Source organism: Tenacibaculum sp. M1.3A (assembly GCF_057732375.1).
Map to the genome: position 1 here is coordinate 202,552 of NZ_JBYJEF010000001.1, position 15,483 is coordinate 218,034.

General features: G+C 29.2%; 10 protein-coding genes and 2 tRNA genes. 5 read left to right on the forward strand and 7 right to left on the reverse strand.

Translation table 11 applies throughout. From position 1 onward, the window contains the following. Positions 1 to 42: 42 nt before the first annotated feature. Positions 43 to 789 carry a 3-oxoacyl-[acyl-carrier-protein] reductase gene (fabG, locus tag AC28QF_RS00950; protein ID WP_488200230.1) on the forward strand — a complete coding sequence of 249 codons (747 nt, stop codon included), beginning with the start codon at positions 43 to 45 and terminating at the stop codon, positions 787 to 789. A gap of 55 nt (positions 790 to 844) precedes the next feature. Here the strand turns inward: fabG and AC28QF_RS00955 are convergent, their stop codons facing one another. From AC28QF_RS00955 to AC28QF_RS00965, 3 genes are all read right to left on the reverse strand, one after another. Beyond that, a complete protein-coding gene (locus AC28QF_RS00955) occupies positions 845 to 1,258 on the reverse strand; it encodes a helix-turn-helix transcriptional regulator (protein WP_488200229.1) in 414 nt (137 codons plus the stop codon). Positions 1,259 to 1,850: 592 nt separating this feature from the next. After that, positions 1,851 to 3,179: a sensor histidine kinase gene (locus AC28QF_RS00960; protein WP_488200228.1), complete on the reverse strand. Its 1,329-nt coding sequence runs from the start codon at positions 3,177 to 3,179 to the stop codon at positions 1,851 to 1,853. Position 3,180: 1 nt separating this feature from the next. Next, on the reverse strand, positions 3,181 to 4,554 hold the full coding sequence (locus AC28QF_RS00965) for a sigma-54-dependent transcriptional regulator (RefSeq protein WP_488200227.1): 1,374 nt from the start codon (positions 4,552 to 4,554) through the stop codon (positions 3,181 to 3,183). A 164-nt stretch (positions 4,555 to 4,718) separates the two neighbouring features. Between AC28QF_RS00965 and AC28QF_RS00970 the strand changes: the two genes are divergently transcribed. The 4 genes from AC28QF_RS00970 to AC28QF_RS00985 all read left to right on the forward strand — a co-directional run bounded on the left by AC28QF_RS00970 (position 4,719) and on the right by AC28QF_RS00985 (position 9,950). After that, positions 4,719 to 5,963: an efflux RND transporter periplasmic adaptor subunit gene (locus AC28QF_RS00970; RefSeq protein ID WP_488200226.1), complete on the forward strand. Its 1,245-nt coding sequence runs from the start codon at positions 4,719 to 4,721 to the stop codon at positions 5,961 to 5,963. Between the two features lie 78 nt (positions 5,964 to 6,041). Continuing rightward, positions 6,042 to 6,743: an ABC transporter ATP-binding protein gene (locus AC28QF_RS00975; RefSeq protein WP_488200225.1), complete on the forward strand. Its 702-nt coding sequence runs from the start codon at positions 6,042 to 6,044 to the stop codon at positions 6,741 to 6,743. Positions 6,744 to 6,762: 19 nt separating this feature from the next. Beyond that, on the forward strand, positions 6,763 to 9,189 hold the full coding sequence (locus AC28QF_RS00980; RefSeq protein ID WP_488200224.1) for an ABC transporter permease: 2,427 nt from the start codon (positions 6,763 to 6,765) through the stop codon (positions 9,187 to 9,189). Between the two features lie 2 nt (positions 9,190 to 9,191). Further along, entirely contained in the window at positions 9,192 to 9,950 is a 759-nt protein-coding gene (locus AC28QF_RS00985; RefSeq protein ID WP_488200223.1) for a GIN domain-containing protein, read from the forward strand. A gap of 532 nt (positions 9,951 to 10,482) precedes the next feature. On the opposite strand, the gene purL is transcribed toward AC28QF_RS00985, so the two are convergent. The 4 genes from purL to AC28QF_RS01005 all read right to left on the reverse strand — a co-directional run bounded on the left by purL (position 10,483) and on the right by AC28QF_RS01005 (position 15,382). After that, entirely contained in the window at positions 10,483 to 14,178 is a 3,696-nt protein-coding gene (purL, locus tag AC28QF_RS00990; RefSeq protein WP_488200222.1) for a phosphoribosylformylglycinamidine synthase, read from the reverse strand. A 100-nt stretch (positions 14,179 to 14,278) separates the two neighbouring features. Continuing rightward, complete coding sequence (locus AC28QF_RS00995; protein WP_488200221.1) at positions 14,279 to 15,070, reverse strand: carboxypeptidase-like regulatory domain-containing protein; 792 nt, start codon at positions 15,068 to 15,070, stop codon at positions 14,279 to 14,281. A 117-nt stretch (positions 15,071 to 15,187) separates the two neighbouring features. Next, positions 15,188 to 15,271, reverse strand: a tRNA-Leu gene (locus AC28QF_RS01000). 38 nt (positions 15,272 to 15,309) lie between these two features. After that, positions 15,310 to 15,382, reverse strand: a tRNA-Lys gene (locus tag AC28QF_RS01005). Between the last annotated feature and the right edge of the window lie 101 nt (positions 15,383 to 15,483).

Sequence of the window (15,483 nt, forward strand, 5' to 3'; positions counted from 1 at the left end):
GATTTTTCTTTTTATATTTGACTTATTAAAAACAACTAATAAATGAAACTTTTAGAAAATAAAACAGCAATAATTACTGGAGCAACAAGAGGAATCGGAAGAGGAATTGCTTTAGAATTTGCAAATCAAGGGTGTAACATTGCATTTACTTATAGTTCATCTGTTGAAGCAGCAACTGCTTTAGAAAATGAATTAACAGATTTAGGTGTAAAAGCAAAAGGATACCAATCGAATGCTGCAGATTTTGATGCGGCGCAAGAATTAGCAAAAAATGTTTTAGAAGAATTTAAAACGATTGATGTATTAGTAAATAACGCAGGTATTACTAAAGATAATTTGTTGATGCGTATTTCTGAAACAGATTTTGATAAAGTAATTGAAGTAAATTTAAAATCGGTTTTTAATTTAACGAAAGCAGTTATTCGTCCGATGATGAAACAACGTTCAGGTTCTATTATAAACATGAGTTCTGTAGTTGGATTAAAAGGTAATGCAGGTCAGGCAAATTATGCAGCATCAAAAGCTGGTATTTTAGGATTTTCTAAATCTGTAGCATTAGAGTTAGGTTCAAGAAATATTAGAAGTAACGTAGTTGCTCCTGGATTTATTGAAACTGAAATGACTGCAAAATTAGATGATAAAGTAGTTGAAGGATGGCGTAATGAAATTCCTTTAAAAAGAGGTGGATCGCCAAAAGATATTGCAAACGCTTGCGTATTTTTAGCTTCTGATATGAGTTCTTATATTACAGGACAAACTTTATCTGTAGATGGAGGAATGTTAACATAGTAACATAGATTATAAAAATATAAAAAAAGCAGCAATTTTAAATTGCTGCTTTTTTTTATTGGTTAAATTCTTCAAAACTTCCATCAGTATATAAAAGAACAACTTTTCGTAGTTTTTTTGTGCTTGCTGAGAATCGCGTATTTGAATTATTTAGGGATTCTTCTTCGGATACCGTATTTTTAGAAAATAGAGAAGGCGCTTCTTTTTCGTCTTTAATATTTACTTTTGATTTTTCAATAGCGATCTCTTTTTCTTTTTTAGGAAAAGATCCTTCATTATATAATAACCAGTACAAATCTACTTCTGGGAATTTATCAACCACTTTCATAACAAAATCTAAACTAGGTTTGTTTCTGCCCGACAATAAATGAGATATACTAGAGCGTGGTACTTCTATAGTATCTGCAAAAGTTGACGATGTTAAATCGTAATGAGCAATTATTTCTTTTAATCGAGTAAGTAAATCCATAAACAGGTTACAATTGTAAATTACATATATGAATCGTAAAGATACACAATTGTAAATTAAGGTGAAAATTTAATAAAACAACTTAATAATCTTATTTATACTTCATTAAAACTTCATGTAGGTAACGTTAAAATACTGAATTACATAGTTTTAAGGTTTGTTTATAGAATTTTTCAATAGTTTAATGATTTAGCCCGTTATCAAATAAGTTATATGTTAAATACATTTGTAAATATATATATACAATTGAATACTTATTTACATATGTAAAACAAGTGTTTAATTGTATATAAAAAATGGATATTTAACAACTAATAAGTAGAATTATAGCTCTTAAAGCGCTGTAGGTATTTAGGTATTAAGAGGTTTAGAGTCGAATTATGATTATATACTAGTATTATATATATACTAAGAGATAAACCAACGCGTTTACGATATATGAAGCTATAAATACCTAAAATAGCGTGATAATAAGGCTTTTCTCTGTTATTTACAATTGTAACCAACAGTAATAGAAGTATAAATCTACCATTAACTGCTTAATCGATTTTTATATCTAAGTGTTAATAAATAGCTAGTTTACAATTGTAAATTACTTAGTATTTATAAAAGTTAATTTAAAACAAGTCTCATTTGTGTGTGATACAAGCCGAATCGTTCCATTGTGAGCTTCCATAATACTTTTACTTAAAGTTAAGCCTATTCCAGAACCGTCTTTTCGGGTTGTAAAATATGGAATAAAGATGTTGTCTTTAATATCATTAGAAATACCAATACCGTTATCTATGACAGATAAGTTTATTCGGTTATTCTCTTGATGTAATTTAATTGTGATTTTTGGATTTTCAATAGTCACTAAAGCGTACAAACAATTAGATAGTAAATTTATAAGTACTTGTTCTATTTGTTGTTTATCAACATTAATAATTATCTTTTTAGAAACATCGAATTCTATATGTATTTTTTTAGATAAAAATTCTTGTTGAAAAAGTGCTAAAGTATTTTTAATAATTTTAGTAAGATCTGCTTCTGCTTTTTGCGGCAAAGGTAATTCAGCTAACTTTCTATAAGTATCTACAAAAGATGTTAAATGGTATGAGCGACGTTTAATTATTTGTAATCCTTGCGATAACTCTTGTATTGTTTCTTCATCAGTTTGATCTTCTTGTAAAAGAGAATCTAAATTTTCAGCTAAACTACTAATAGGAGTAATCGTATTAATTATTTCGTGAGACATTACATTCATTAATTTATACCAAGCTTCTTTTTCTTTTTTATCAATTAATTGCTGAATAGTCTCTAATGAAATAATTAAATACTCATATTGATTGGTTTGTGTAACCGAGGTTTTTAAGAAAAAACTTTCTTTTATATCGTTTACATCAATACTAATAGTATGTTTAACTTCTTCCCATTTAGATATAAAGTTAATAAGGTTTCCTATTTTATTTTTTAATAAATTCCAATTATAAAACTTAGGTATTTTTAAAAATTCGGTAAACGCTTTATTAATTTGAAATACTTCAATTTGTAGATTCGTGTCTTTTCTTAAAATAAGAACACCTGTACTTAAACTTTCTATAATATTGGTAAGAATTAAAGCTTCAGAAGTTTTTAAAAGACTTTTCTTTCGGTTTTTTTCTAATAATAAAGCAGTTTTGTTATGTAACGGATTTTCTCTTTTTTTAGATGAAAAAGTATTCGAATAATCATCATGCAACAAACAATCTATCGATTTTTCGATATCAGAAAACAGTTTTTTTAAATAATCAAAAAATAAGAATAGCTGAAAAATAAACAAAAAAGAAAACCCAATAGCATTAATAGAGTATTCGTTTAAATAGATGATAAAAACTAGAATTCCGTTTACTATCAATAGTAAAACTCTAATAAGAATCTGAATAAATTGAGGTTTTCCCATTTTATAATTGATGTTTTTCTAAGCGTCTATATAATGCAGCACGGGTTAAACCTAAATCTTTCGCAGCACGAGAAATATTGCCTTGATGCTTTTGTAAAGCTTGTTCTATTAACAACTTTTCAGTTTCTTCTAAGTTTAAACTATTAGTCAATTTAGCTTCTAGTTTTTTAGTTGAAAAATGTAAATCTTCTAATTGAATTACAGGGTTATCTGTTATAATTACTGCACGTTCTACAATGTGTTCTATTTCTCTAATATTTCCAGGCCAATGGTATTTTTTTAATCCACCGATAGCTTGTGTACTAAATCCGTTTATTTTCTTTCTGTATTTTTGGTTTAGTTTCTTTAAAAAATGATTTGCTAGTAATTCAACATCACCAACACGATCTCGAAGCGGCGGTAAGTTTAATTCGATGGTATTTATTCTAAACAACAAATCCTGACGAAACATTTGCTCTTCTACCATTTTATGAACATTTGCATTTGTAGCACAAATAATACGTACATCAATAGCTCGTTCTTGGCCTTCTCCTAAACGTGTTATTTTTCTGTTCTGAACAACAGTTAATAATTTAGATTGTAAATGAAGTGGGAGGTTACCTATTTCATCTAAAAAAATAGTACCGCCTTTTGCTAATTCAAACCTACCAATAGTATCTTTATGAGCATCAGTAAAAGCTCCTTTAGCATAACCAAATAACTCACTTTCAAATAAGTTTTCATTTAAAGAACCTAAATCAACATGAATAAAAGGATGATTTTTTCTTTCGGATTTTAAATGTATTTCTTTTGCAAATACGTATTTACCTGTTCCGTTTTCACCTAAAATTAAAATAGTAGCATCTGTAGGTGCAACTTTTTGCGCCAAGCCAACAGCCGATTTCATTGCTGGCGAAGTACCAATAATGTGTTCAGTTTGTTGATGAAAATCTTTATCGTTTAATTTTTGTACAGTTTCTAATTGTGTTGTTTTTCGTTTAGAACGCGATAATTCTATTCCCGAATTTACAATTCCGTATAATTTCTCGGTGTTCCAAGGTTTTAATATAAAATCAGTAGCACCTTTTTTAATAGCATCAACAGCTAAATTTACACTACCAAAAGCTGTCATTAAAAGCACGGTAGTTTCTGGGCTAACTTCTTTAATATGCTTTAACCAATACAAACCTTCTTTACCATCTTCATAACCAATGCGGTAATTCATGTCTAACAAAACAACATCTATATTGGTTGAAGAAGTTAAATGATTACTTATTTTCTTCGGATTATTAGCTGTAATAATCTCAGTAAAATATTTTTTTAAACTTATTCTGGCAGAAAACAAGATGTCATCATCATCATCTACTATTAATATGGTTGCTTCTTTTTTTCTCATACTACATAGTTAGTCAATTGTTTGAATATGAACAAAAAAATGTTCGTTTTTGAACACAAGTAAAATCAAGTAAAACTATAAGTGTTTGTTTGTTAGTGTTTTACATACGTGTTTTCTAGTGGCACATTTATGGACTTAACTATGCCAAACGAAGACAAATTATAATGGATAAGCAGATAAAAACTAAAAACAAAACAACTAAGAAGATGCTATTATGGGGAATTCCAATCGTCTTATTAATGAGTGTTATTTTAATGAATTTAACACGTAAAAAACAAGTTAACATTAAAAAAGATAGTTTAAGTATTAGAGAAGTTATTCGAGGAGACTTTGAAGATGTTATTTTATTTAATAGCACGGTTGAACCAAAAACATCTGTTTTAGTAAATGTTATTCAGGGTGGTTCTGTTTCTGAAATTTTTGTAGAAAGCGGACAAATGATTAAAAAAGGAACACCATTATTAAAAGTCTACAATCCGAATGCTGAATTAAATTATTTAACGCAAGAAACAGCAATGATCGAACAGATTAATAATTTAAGAAATTTGCGAGTAAGTATTAAAAATCAGCAATTAAGTTTAGATCAACAATTATTGAGTATTAATAATGATTTTAGAAATGCAAAACGTCAATACGATTTAGACAAGAAGTTATTTGAGAAAGGAGTTGTAGCAAAAAATGATTATGAAAAATCTGCTCAAGAACACTCATATCAAAAAGAAAGAAATGGTGTGATTAAAAAAAGTGTTTCAGAAGAAAAAAGAAGTAGAGATTTACAATTAATAAGTATAAATTCATCGTTAAATAACATGGAGAAAAGCTTAGAGTTGTTACGTAAAAACAAGGAGAATTTTACTGTAAAAGCGCCGGTAGATGGTTTGTTATCTTCTTTTAATCCAATATTAGGAGAAAACTACAATCAAGGACAACCAATCGGAAAATTGGATGTTTTAAATGGTTATAAATTAGTAGCAAATGTTGATGAATACTATATTTCTAAACTTATAAAAGGAATTAAAGGAAGTGTTTCTGTAAATGCTGAAAATTATAAAATAGCCTTATCAAAAATTTACCCTGAAGTTAAAGGCGGACAATTTAAAGTAGAATTATTGTTTGAGAAAGATACTTTATCAAACAACATAAAAAGAGGTATGTCTTTAAAAAGTAAAGTGTTTTTATCGAGTAAAACAAAAGCTTTATTAATACCTAAAGGATTGTTTTATCAAAGTACAAATGGTAAATGGGTTTTTGTTTTAGATTCTGATAATAAAGCAGTAAAAAGAAACATTAAGATTGGTAGAGAAAACCCTTTTTATTACGAGGTTATAGAAGGTTTAAAAGAAGGAGATAAAATAATTACTTCTAGCTATGATGATTTTCAGAACATGGAAGTAGTAAACATAAATTAGAGTTTAAAAGTTGCAAAGTATTAAAGTTAATGTTAGTTCGAGTGCATTCGAGTACTATTAAATAAAAAACATATTAAAATGATAAAAATAACAAATTTAGTAAAGGTTTATAGCACAGAAGAAGTAGAAACAACAGCTTTAAACAAGTTGAGTTTAGAAGTTAAAAAAGGAGAGTTTGTGTCAATCATGGGAGCATCGGGTTGTGGTAAATCAACATTATTAAACATTATTGGTTTGTTAGATGCGCCAAACGAAGGAAGTTATTTATTTGATGAAACAGAAGTGGCTAACTTTAATGAAAAAGAAAGATCTAGCCTGCGTAAAGCAAATATTGGTTTTGTTTTTCAGAATTTTAATCTAATTGATGAGTTAACGGTATACGAAAATGTAGAACTTCCTTTAATTTATAATAAGGTAAAAGCATCAGAAAGAAAAGTTAGAGTTACTGAAATTTTAGAACGTATAGGTATTGCACATAGAGCAAAACATTTTCCGTTACAATTGTCTGGTGGTCAGCAACAAAGAGTAGCAGTATCTAGAGCTTTAGTTACGAACCCTAAATTAATTTTAGCCGATGAACCAACAGGTAATTTAGATAGTAAAAGTGGTAATGATGTAATGGAGTTATTAACTGAATTACATGTTTCAGGAGCTACAATTGTTATGGTTACGCACTCATCTTACGACGCACAATTTTCATCACGAATAATTACTCTAAAAGATGGAGAAGTAGTTTCTGTGAAAAAGAATGAGCATAAAGTAGATGTTTTAATTAACTAATTTAAAAAAAAGAAAATTTATGTATCAAATATGGTTAAAAATATTCTTTAGGAATAGTAAAAAAAATTGGTTAAACACAATTATTAATATTAGTGGTTTAACATTAGGTTTGGCTGGTTTATTAATTGTTTTATTATACTTAAACGAAGAGAAAAGTTATAATCAGTGGAATCCTAATAAAGATGATGTTTATCGAGTAAATTTAAAACAAGCTAAAAATGATGAAGTTTGGTATACTGTAAATGCAGGAATGTATTTAACGTTTCCAAAAGAATTACCAGAAGTAACAGCATCTGTAATGGTAAAACCTTTTTATAGAAGTAAGGTTATTCAGTACAAAGATGGGTTTGAATTTAATGATAAAACAATATTTACAGAACCTCAGTTTTTTGACTTTTTCCCTTTTAAAATTATAGCAGGATCTTCTCAGAAATTTACTGAAACAAGAAAGAATATTGCATTATCAAAAGCATATGCTGAAAGAATTTTTAAAGGAGATAAAGCGGTAGGTAATACCGTAAAAATTGATGGAGAAAATTATATTGTAAGTTGTGTATATGAGATTCCGAAGAATTCACATCACGAACCTGAAGTTTTAATTCAGTTTGATGAGGCATTTGAGGTTAATTGGGGAAATCATAATAATGAAGTTTTTTGTAGAATTACTAAAGGAACAGATTTAGAAGATCTACAACAAAAAATGAACCAAGTTATTGTTGAAAAAGCATATAGACCTGAGGTTGAGAGTAATGGAATGACAATACCAGAGTTTGATAAGAAATACGGAATTCCAACAGTGCTTTTAGATAAACTAGATACGTTGTATTTGCATAATACCGCAAAAAGAGCAGGGCCAAGCGGAACAGGAAATTATCAATTATTAATGGTTTTATTAGGTTTATCTATTCTTTTAATTGTTATTTCTTGTGTAAACTTCATTAATTTATCTGTAGCTACAGCTAGTCAAAGAGCTAAAGAAGTTGGAGTTAAGAAAACACTTGGTTTACCTAAAAAGCATTTGCTTTTTCAATATATATTAGAAATTGTTTTACAAGGATTTATATCATTCCTTTTTGCATTGGTAATTGTAGAGTTATCGTTACCGTTTTTTAATGAGTTCGTTGAAACTGAAATTTCAATTTTACATTCAAATTCATTGATAACTTTATTTTTTACGGCAATATTTGTATCTCTTTTTGTAGGTAGTATTCCTGCAATATATCTTTCTAATTTTAAAGCTATTGAAGTTTTAAAAGGAAGTGTTTCTAAAAGTAAAAAAGGAAATTTAGCAAGAAACATCATGTTAGGTTTACAGTTTTTAATTTCTGGTTTTTTTATTATTAGTATGTTAATTGTAGGAAATCAAATTAACTATATGATGGAAAAAGAGTTAGGTTTTGATAAAGAACAAGTACTATCTGTAGATGTGTATAGTATGCCTGATAAATATCAAAAATATAAATTAGCAAAAGAAGTTTTATCTAAAAAAGAAAACATACTTGCTGTAACAACAAGTATGTTCGTACCAGGAGAAGGCTATGTAAACGGTACAAATTTAAGTCATAAAATAAACGACAAAAGCTTAAACACAGCATCAAACGTTGTAGATTATAATTACATAGATTTTGCTAAAATTGTAATAGTAAAAGGTAGAAACTTTTCTGATGAAAAAGTAACAGATAAAACCAATAAAATTATAATAAATGAAACAGCAGCTAAAGCATTAGGTATTTACAACAATCCTTTAGGTGAAAAATTAGCTTTAGGTTGGCTTGAAGATGAAGATGAATCAAATTCCTTTGAGGTAATAGGTATGATTAAAGATTATCATTTTGATGGTTTTGATTCTAAAATAGCACCTATGTTCTTGGTTCCATGGGAAGGCTTAGAATTTACACATAGCTGGATTCCTGCAATTCAATTTAAAATAAAACCGAATAATATTGATAAATCTATAGCCGAAATAGAAGCGTATTGGAGGCAAAATATAGATGCAAAGTATCCTTTTTCATATGAGTTTTTAGATAAAAAGTTCGCGAAAACGTATAAAAAATATCAGAAACAACAAACACTGTTTTTAGTACTTTCTTTATTAGTTATTTTAATTTCTTTATTAGGGCTATTTGCATTGGCAACCTTAACAATTCAGCAACGATTAAAAGAAGTTGCCATTCGTAAAACATTGGGTGCATCAGTAAATGAAATTATGATTCAGTTATTACAAAATTTTTTAAAGATTGTAATAATCTCTTCAGTAATACTACTTCCTATCGCATATTATTTTATGCAAACCTGGTTGCAGAATTTTGTTTATAGAATAGATATGCCAATACTACCATATGTTTTAACACCAATTATTTTAATTGTTTTGGTATTCTCTGTTGTTGGTTTTAAAGCTTACAAAGCAACGAAAATTGATTTAATTAAATATTTAAAATTCGAATAATTATGTTTGTAAATTATAAACTTAAAACATTACTTCTATTAATCACTTCATTAATAGTAAATATCACTTTTGGACAAGAAAAAGTTATACCGTTAAATGAAAACTTTAATAAAATAATTGTTAGCCCTCATTTAGAAACTGTTTTTATAAAAGGTGATACTCCTAGTATTGCTATTAAAAGCATTAATGTGCCTATAGAAAAATTACAATATGAAATTACTTCAAAAGCACTTCAAGTATATTTAAAAGGAGCTAAAACTGTTACTAAAAATAAAAAAGTTAAGTATAAAAATTATAAGATAAAGAAACCTATTTATAAAAATACAGTAGCAAAAATAGTTATAACCTATACAGATGTTGAAACGTTTTCATTAAGAGGAGAAGAAAAAATAAATTTTAAAAACTCTTTAAGCCAATCAAAATGTAATTTAAGAATATATGGTAAATCAGAAGTTACAGTTGATAATATTAAAGTAGATGATTTAAAAATTACTATATATGGTGAAAGCTATCTTACCATTAAAAAAGGTATTGTTGAAAAACAGAAAATAACAGCTTATGGATCTAGTAAAATTATAGCAAGTAATATAAAATCTAAAGAAATTAAATTAACAGCTTATGGTGAGGGGAGTTATCAACTTAATGCATCTGATAGAATTAAAGTAAGTTCTTATGGTGAATCGATTATAACATATAAAGGAAAAGCTCACTTAAAAAAAGGAATTATTATAGGAAACACACAAGTAATAACTTTAGACTAAATAAAGAAGACACATTTTTAATGTGTCTTCTACCTTTACATAAAACTATTAATCTAACCCTTCAAAATTTGACTAATATCAAGTTCAATATACAATCTATTAAACAAATCTTTTGTAACAAATGTTACAAAAGATTTGTTTAATAAAAGATATAAAAGGCGAAATTAAATTTCGCCTTTTATATCAAATTTCTTTATATATTTTCCACCAAAATATACTAATCTTGTATGTATATGTCACGAGTTTAAATAGAATTTACAGTTTTTAAACTGTAAATAATTGTAATGTTTTTATTTATTTAATACTAGACATGTTGTTAAGTAATCCTCTAGAATCTTTTTCATCCATATATTTAAATTCCATTCACCATTTTTTTTTAAATATAATATTTTCTCAAAAAAAACAATGTTAAATTGTATAACTCACCAAAACTATGTGTAGATGAACAATTAATTTATATTGATTGCAAAAAAAACTCTTTACCATAAGAGGTAAAGAGTTTTTTTTATAAAAATCAAGTGCTTTTTATATATTAATTAGAGCCTTCTATCCAATTTTTAGCATTAACAAAAGCTTCTAGCCAAGGTGAAACTTCATCTTTTCTGTTTTCTGGATAATTAGCCCAGTTCCACTGAAAAGTAGAGCGTTCAATATGAGGCATTGTTACTAAATGTCTTCCTGATTTATCAGATAACATTGCTGTGTTAAAGTCAGATCCATTAGGGTTATTAGGATATGCTTCATAACCGTATTTTGCAACAATATTGTAATTTTCTTCAGATTCTGGTAAATTGAATTTACCTTCTCCATGAGAAATCCAAACACCTAATTCTGTGCCTGCTAAAGAAGCTAGCATAACTGAATTATTTTCTTGAATTTTAACAGATGTAAAAGAACTTTCGTGTTTTTTAGAATCGTTATGTACTAGTTTACCGTGTATTTTATGATCTGGGTTTATTAAATCTAACTCCATCCATAATTGTGCTCCATTACAAATTCCTACAGATAAAGTATCTTCACGTTTAAAGAAATTCTTTAAAGCAGTATTTGCTTTTTCGTTGTACTTAAAAGCACCAGCCCAACCTTTAGCAGAACCTAAAACATCTGAATTAGAAAAACCACCAACGGCTCCAATAAACTGAATATCTTCTAAAGTTTCACGGCCTGAAATTAAATCGGTCATATGTACATCTTTTACATCAAAACCAGCTAAATACATTGCATTTGCCATTTCGCGTTCAGAATTAGATCCTTTTTCACGGATGATAGCTGCTTTTGGACGGGAAGATTGCTTCGTTTTACTAGCAATGACGTCTGCTAATTTACCTGTAAAATGAGCAGGGAATGTGTATTGTAAAGGTTGCTTTTTGTAGTTGTCAAAACGGTTTTTAGCTAAACCATTTGCAGTTTGCCTTTTATCTAATAAATAAGATGTTTTATACCAGACATCTCTCATTTGAGTAACATCAAAAGAGAAGTTGTCTTCGTTGTTTTTAATAGTTACTTTTCCTGAGTCATTAGCTGTTCCAATAGTAAAGAACTCAATATTATTTTCTGATAAAATAGATTCTACTGAAGCATCAGCTTGAAAAACAATTCCGCTATTTTCAGAGAATAATACTTTAATAGAATCTTCTTCATTTAAAGCAGAAATATTAAAATCGGCTCCTAAATTAACATCAGCAAAACACATTTCTAATAAAGTAGTAATCAATCCACCAGAAGCAACATCATGCCCAGCAGAAATTTTATCAGTTTTAATTAAATTTTGAATCGTATTAAACGTATTTTTTACAAAAGCTGAATTTTTAACATCCGGAGCTTCATTACCAATCGTATTTAAAACTTGGTTGAAAGAACTTCCTCCTAATTTAAACTTATCTTGAGAAATATTGATATAATAAATATTTCCACCATCAACTTTTAAAAGAGGCTCAACAACTTTAGTTATTTCACTACAGTTACCGGCAGCAGAAATAATAACTGTTCCAGGAGAAATTACTTCTCCGTCTTTATATTTTTGTTTCATTGATAAAGAATCTTTTCCTGTCGGAACATTGATTCCTAAATCAATAGAAAACTCAGAAATTGCTTTTACGGCTTTATATAAACGTGCATCTTCACCTTCATTTTTACAAGGCCACATCCAATTTGCAGATAAAGAAACCGAAGCTAAATTGTCTTTTAAAGGTGCCCAAATAAGGTTGGTTAAAGATTCGGTAATAGAGTTTCTACTTCCTGCTTCTGGGTGAATTAATCCCGAAATCGGAGAGTGGCCAATAGAAGTTGCAACGCCTTCTTTCCCCTTATAATCTAGTGCCATAACACCTACATTATTTAACGGAATTTGCAACGGACCAACACATTGTTGTTTGGCAACTTTACCACCAACACAACGATCTACTTTGTTGGTTAACCAATCTTTACAAGCTACAGCCTCAAGCTGTAAAACTTGTTCTAAATAGATTTGTAAATTTTTAGTTTTATATCTTGAGTTCTTGTAATTTCTTACAATTGTTTTATCGGTTAAAACAGTTTTAGGAGAAGAACCAAACATATCTTCTAAAGCTAAATCCATTGGTTTTTCGCCAGTAGTTTCAGACTCAAAAGTAAAACGGTCATCACCTGTAACTTCTCCAACAGTATATATTGGAGAACGCTCACGCTCTGCAATTTTCTGTAAAGTATCTATATGTTTTTCGGCAATTACTAATCCCATTCGCTCTTGAGATTCGTTTCCGATAATTTCTTTTGCTGATAAAGTAGGATCTCCAACAGGTAATTTATCTAGATTGATTTTACCACCAGTATCTTCTACTAATTCTGATAAACAATTTAAATGTCCACCTGCACCATGATCATGAATAGAAACAATAAAATTCTCTTCACTTTCTACCATTCCACGAACAGCATTTGCTGCACGTTTTTGCATTTCTGGATTAGAGCGCTGTACTGCGTTTAATTCGATTCCACTAGCAAATTCTCCTGTATCTGCAGATGAAACTGCAGCGCCTCCCATACCAATTCGATAATTTTCACCACCAAGAATAACTATTTTATCGCCTTCTTTTGGTGTGTCTTTTAAAGCTTGCGCTGCTTTTCCGTATCCAATTCCACCAGCTTGCATAATCACTTTATCAAAACCTAATTTTCTAGGTTTTGCATCGCTAGAAGCTGCATTTTCTTCATGCTCGAAAGTTAAAACAGAACCCGTAATTAATGGTTGTCCGAACTTGTTTCCAAAATCAGATGCTCCATTAGAAGCTTTTATTAAAATATCCATCGGAGTTTGGTACAACCAATCTCTAGCTTCAAATTTATTTTCCCAATACCTGTTTTCTTCTAATCTAGAGTAAGAAGTCATATAAACTGCAGTACCAGCTAAAGGTAAAGAACCTTTTCCTCCTGCCAATCTATCTCTAATTTCTCCTCCAGAACCTGTTGCAGCGCCATTAAAAGGTTCAACTGTTGTAGGGAAATTGTGTGTTTCTGCTTTTAATGAAATAACAGATTCGTATTCAGATGTTGTATAAAAGTCTGGCTTATCAGCACTTTTAGGTGCAAATTGTTCTACTTTTGGTCCTTTTACAAAGGCAACATTATCTTTATATGCAGAAACAATATCGTTAGGAAATTGTTTTGATGTTTCTTTTATTAATTTGAATAGAGAAGTAGGCATCTCTTCGCCATCAATAACAAAAGTTCCGTTAAATATTTTATGACGACAGTGTTCTGAATTTACTTGAGAAAACCCAAAAACTTCAGAATCTGTTAATTTTCTACCTATTTTAGAGGCTACACTTTCTAAATATTCAACCTCTTCAGAACTTAAAGCTAAACCTTCTTGTTGATTATAAGCCGCAATGTCTTCAATATTTAAAATAGGTTCTGGTTGAATATCAATCATAAAAATATCTTGATTTAAACCGTTATATTTTTGAGAAATCATTGGGTCGAAATCAGAAAAACCTTCTAAAACCACTTCAAATTCTTCTATTCTGATGATATCAGAAATACCCATGTTTTGTGTTATTTCTACAGCATTGGTACTCCAAGGTGTAATCATAGCGGCACGTGGACCAACAAAAAAGACGTCGAGAGACGTCGTATTTATTTTAGATTGGTTGCCAAATAACCAGGTAAGTTTTGAAATAGTTTCTGTAGATAATTCTTTTGTTGTTTGAACAGCAAATATTTTACTGCTAACGTTTCCAAAGAAATGAATCATTGTGTTGTCGTATTTGTGTGTGTTGTTAAGCTGTAAATTTACTTATTTTGATTGAAATAAAAGCATAAAAAAAGCAGCAATTTCTTGCTGCTTTTTTTATTTAATTTCTGTTTTCAGGTATTCTGTTTATTTCTATTTTACCTTTCTTTTGTGTTTTGTAGTTTTCGTAGCAGTTTAACACAGCTTCAATCATTTGAAGATCACTCGCTTTTTTTATAAAGTATTCTGAATAATCACAATCTGTAAGTAATTTGTTTAATTCCTGTCTATCCATTTCTAGATACTCCATCATTACTTCTCTATCAAACTTACCGGCAAGCATTTTACGTAAATCGTCTTCTTTTTTTAACTTTTTAAGCTTTTTAAGCTGCGTTGGTTTTTTTCCGAAGAGATTATAAACCAAATCAACAGGATTTAACAATTTAGCTATCGGAGATGATATTTTTTGTGGCTTTCCTATTTCGTAAGTTTGCGGCAATCCATTTATATGAATTCTGGTAAAACGATCTTTAGGAACTTGTTTAACATCCACTTCTAAAACACCAATAAGTTCTGTCGATTTAATTACAACTTCTTTAACTTCTTCAGGTTTCTCTCTTAATGAAATAACAACTTCATTTCCTTTTAAAAGGTCATTTGTTACTTTTAATTTTATAGAAGAAAATCCAATAAAAGAAACTAAAACTGTATCGTTTGCTTTTGATGTTAATTCGAAAATTCCTTTTTCGTTTGTAATTGTACCAGAAACAGCGTTTAAATTTAAAATATGTGCTGCACTTAATGGTTTTTGAGTTTCGGCGTCAATGACCTGACCTTTTAGTTTTTGACTTTGTGAGTAACCAATACTTGCTATAAGTATAAGTACGATAAGAGATAAGTATTTTTTTTGCATGTGGTAAAAATAAGAATAATTGAACTTAAACTAGTTAATAAATTGTGAAATGAGCACCACAAACATTCGCTAAAAAGAAAAACTATAAATATTTTAAAATATTTATAGTTTTATGTGTGCACATAGCGGGAGTCGAACCCGCACGTCCTTACGAACACAAGCCCCTCAAGCCTGCGCGTCTACCAATTCCGCCATACGTGCGTAAACTAAAAAAGTTAAGCAAATGCTTAACTTTTTTGTGACCGGGCTGGGGCTCGAACCCAGGACCCTCTCCTTAAAAGGGAGATGCTCTACCAACTGAGCTACCAGGTCATTGCTTCCTTGCGAAAGCGGTTGCAAATATACAACTGTTCTTTAAATCTAAAAAATTTTTTTATGATATTTTTTACGGATATTTGTAACAGCTTAATTAT

What these genes read in the sequence shown, in the direction of transcription:
- fabG (WP_488200230.1), top strand. Translation starts at nt 43, where the DNA reads ATGAAACTTTTAGAAAATAAAACAGCAATAATTACTGGAGCAACAAGA.
- AC28QF_RS00955 (WP_488200229.1), bottom strand. Translation starts at nt 1,258, where the DNA reads ATGGATTTACTTACTCGATTAAAAGAAATAATTGCTCATTACGATTTA.
- AC28QF_RS00960 (WP_488200228.1), bottom strand. Translation starts at nt 3,179, where the DNA reads ATGGGAAAACCTCAATTTATTCAGATTCTTATTAGAGTTTTACTATTG.
- AC28QF_RS00965 (WP_488200227.1), bottom strand. Translation starts at nt 4,554, where the DNA reads ATGAGAAAAAAAGAAGCAACCATATTAATAGTAGATGATGATGATGAC.
- AC28QF_RS00970 (WP_488200226.1), top strand. Translation starts at nt 4,719, where the DNA reads ATGGATAAGCAGATAAAAACTAAAAACAAAACAACTAAGAAGATGCTA.
- AC28QF_RS00975 (WP_488200225.1), top strand. Translation starts at nt 6,042, where the DNA reads ATGATAAAAATAACAAATTTAGTAAAGGTTTATAGCACAGAAGAAGTA.
- AC28QF_RS00980 (WP_488200224.1), top strand. Translation starts at nt 6,763, where the DNA reads ATGTATCAAATATGGTTAAAAATATTCTTTAGGAATAGTAAAAAAAAT.
- AC28QF_RS00985 (WP_488200223.1), top strand. Translation starts at nt 9,192, where the DNA reads ATGTTTGTAAATTATAAACTTAAAACATTACTTCTATTAATCACTTCA.
- purL (WP_488200222.1), bottom strand. Translation starts at nt 14,178, where the DNA reads ATGATTCATTTCTTTGGAAACGTTAGCAGTAAAATATTTGCTGTTCAA.
- AC28QF_RS00995 (WP_488200221.1), bottom strand. Translation starts at nt 15,070, where the DNA reads ATGCAAAAAAAATACTTATCTCTTATCGTACTTATACTTATAGCAAGT.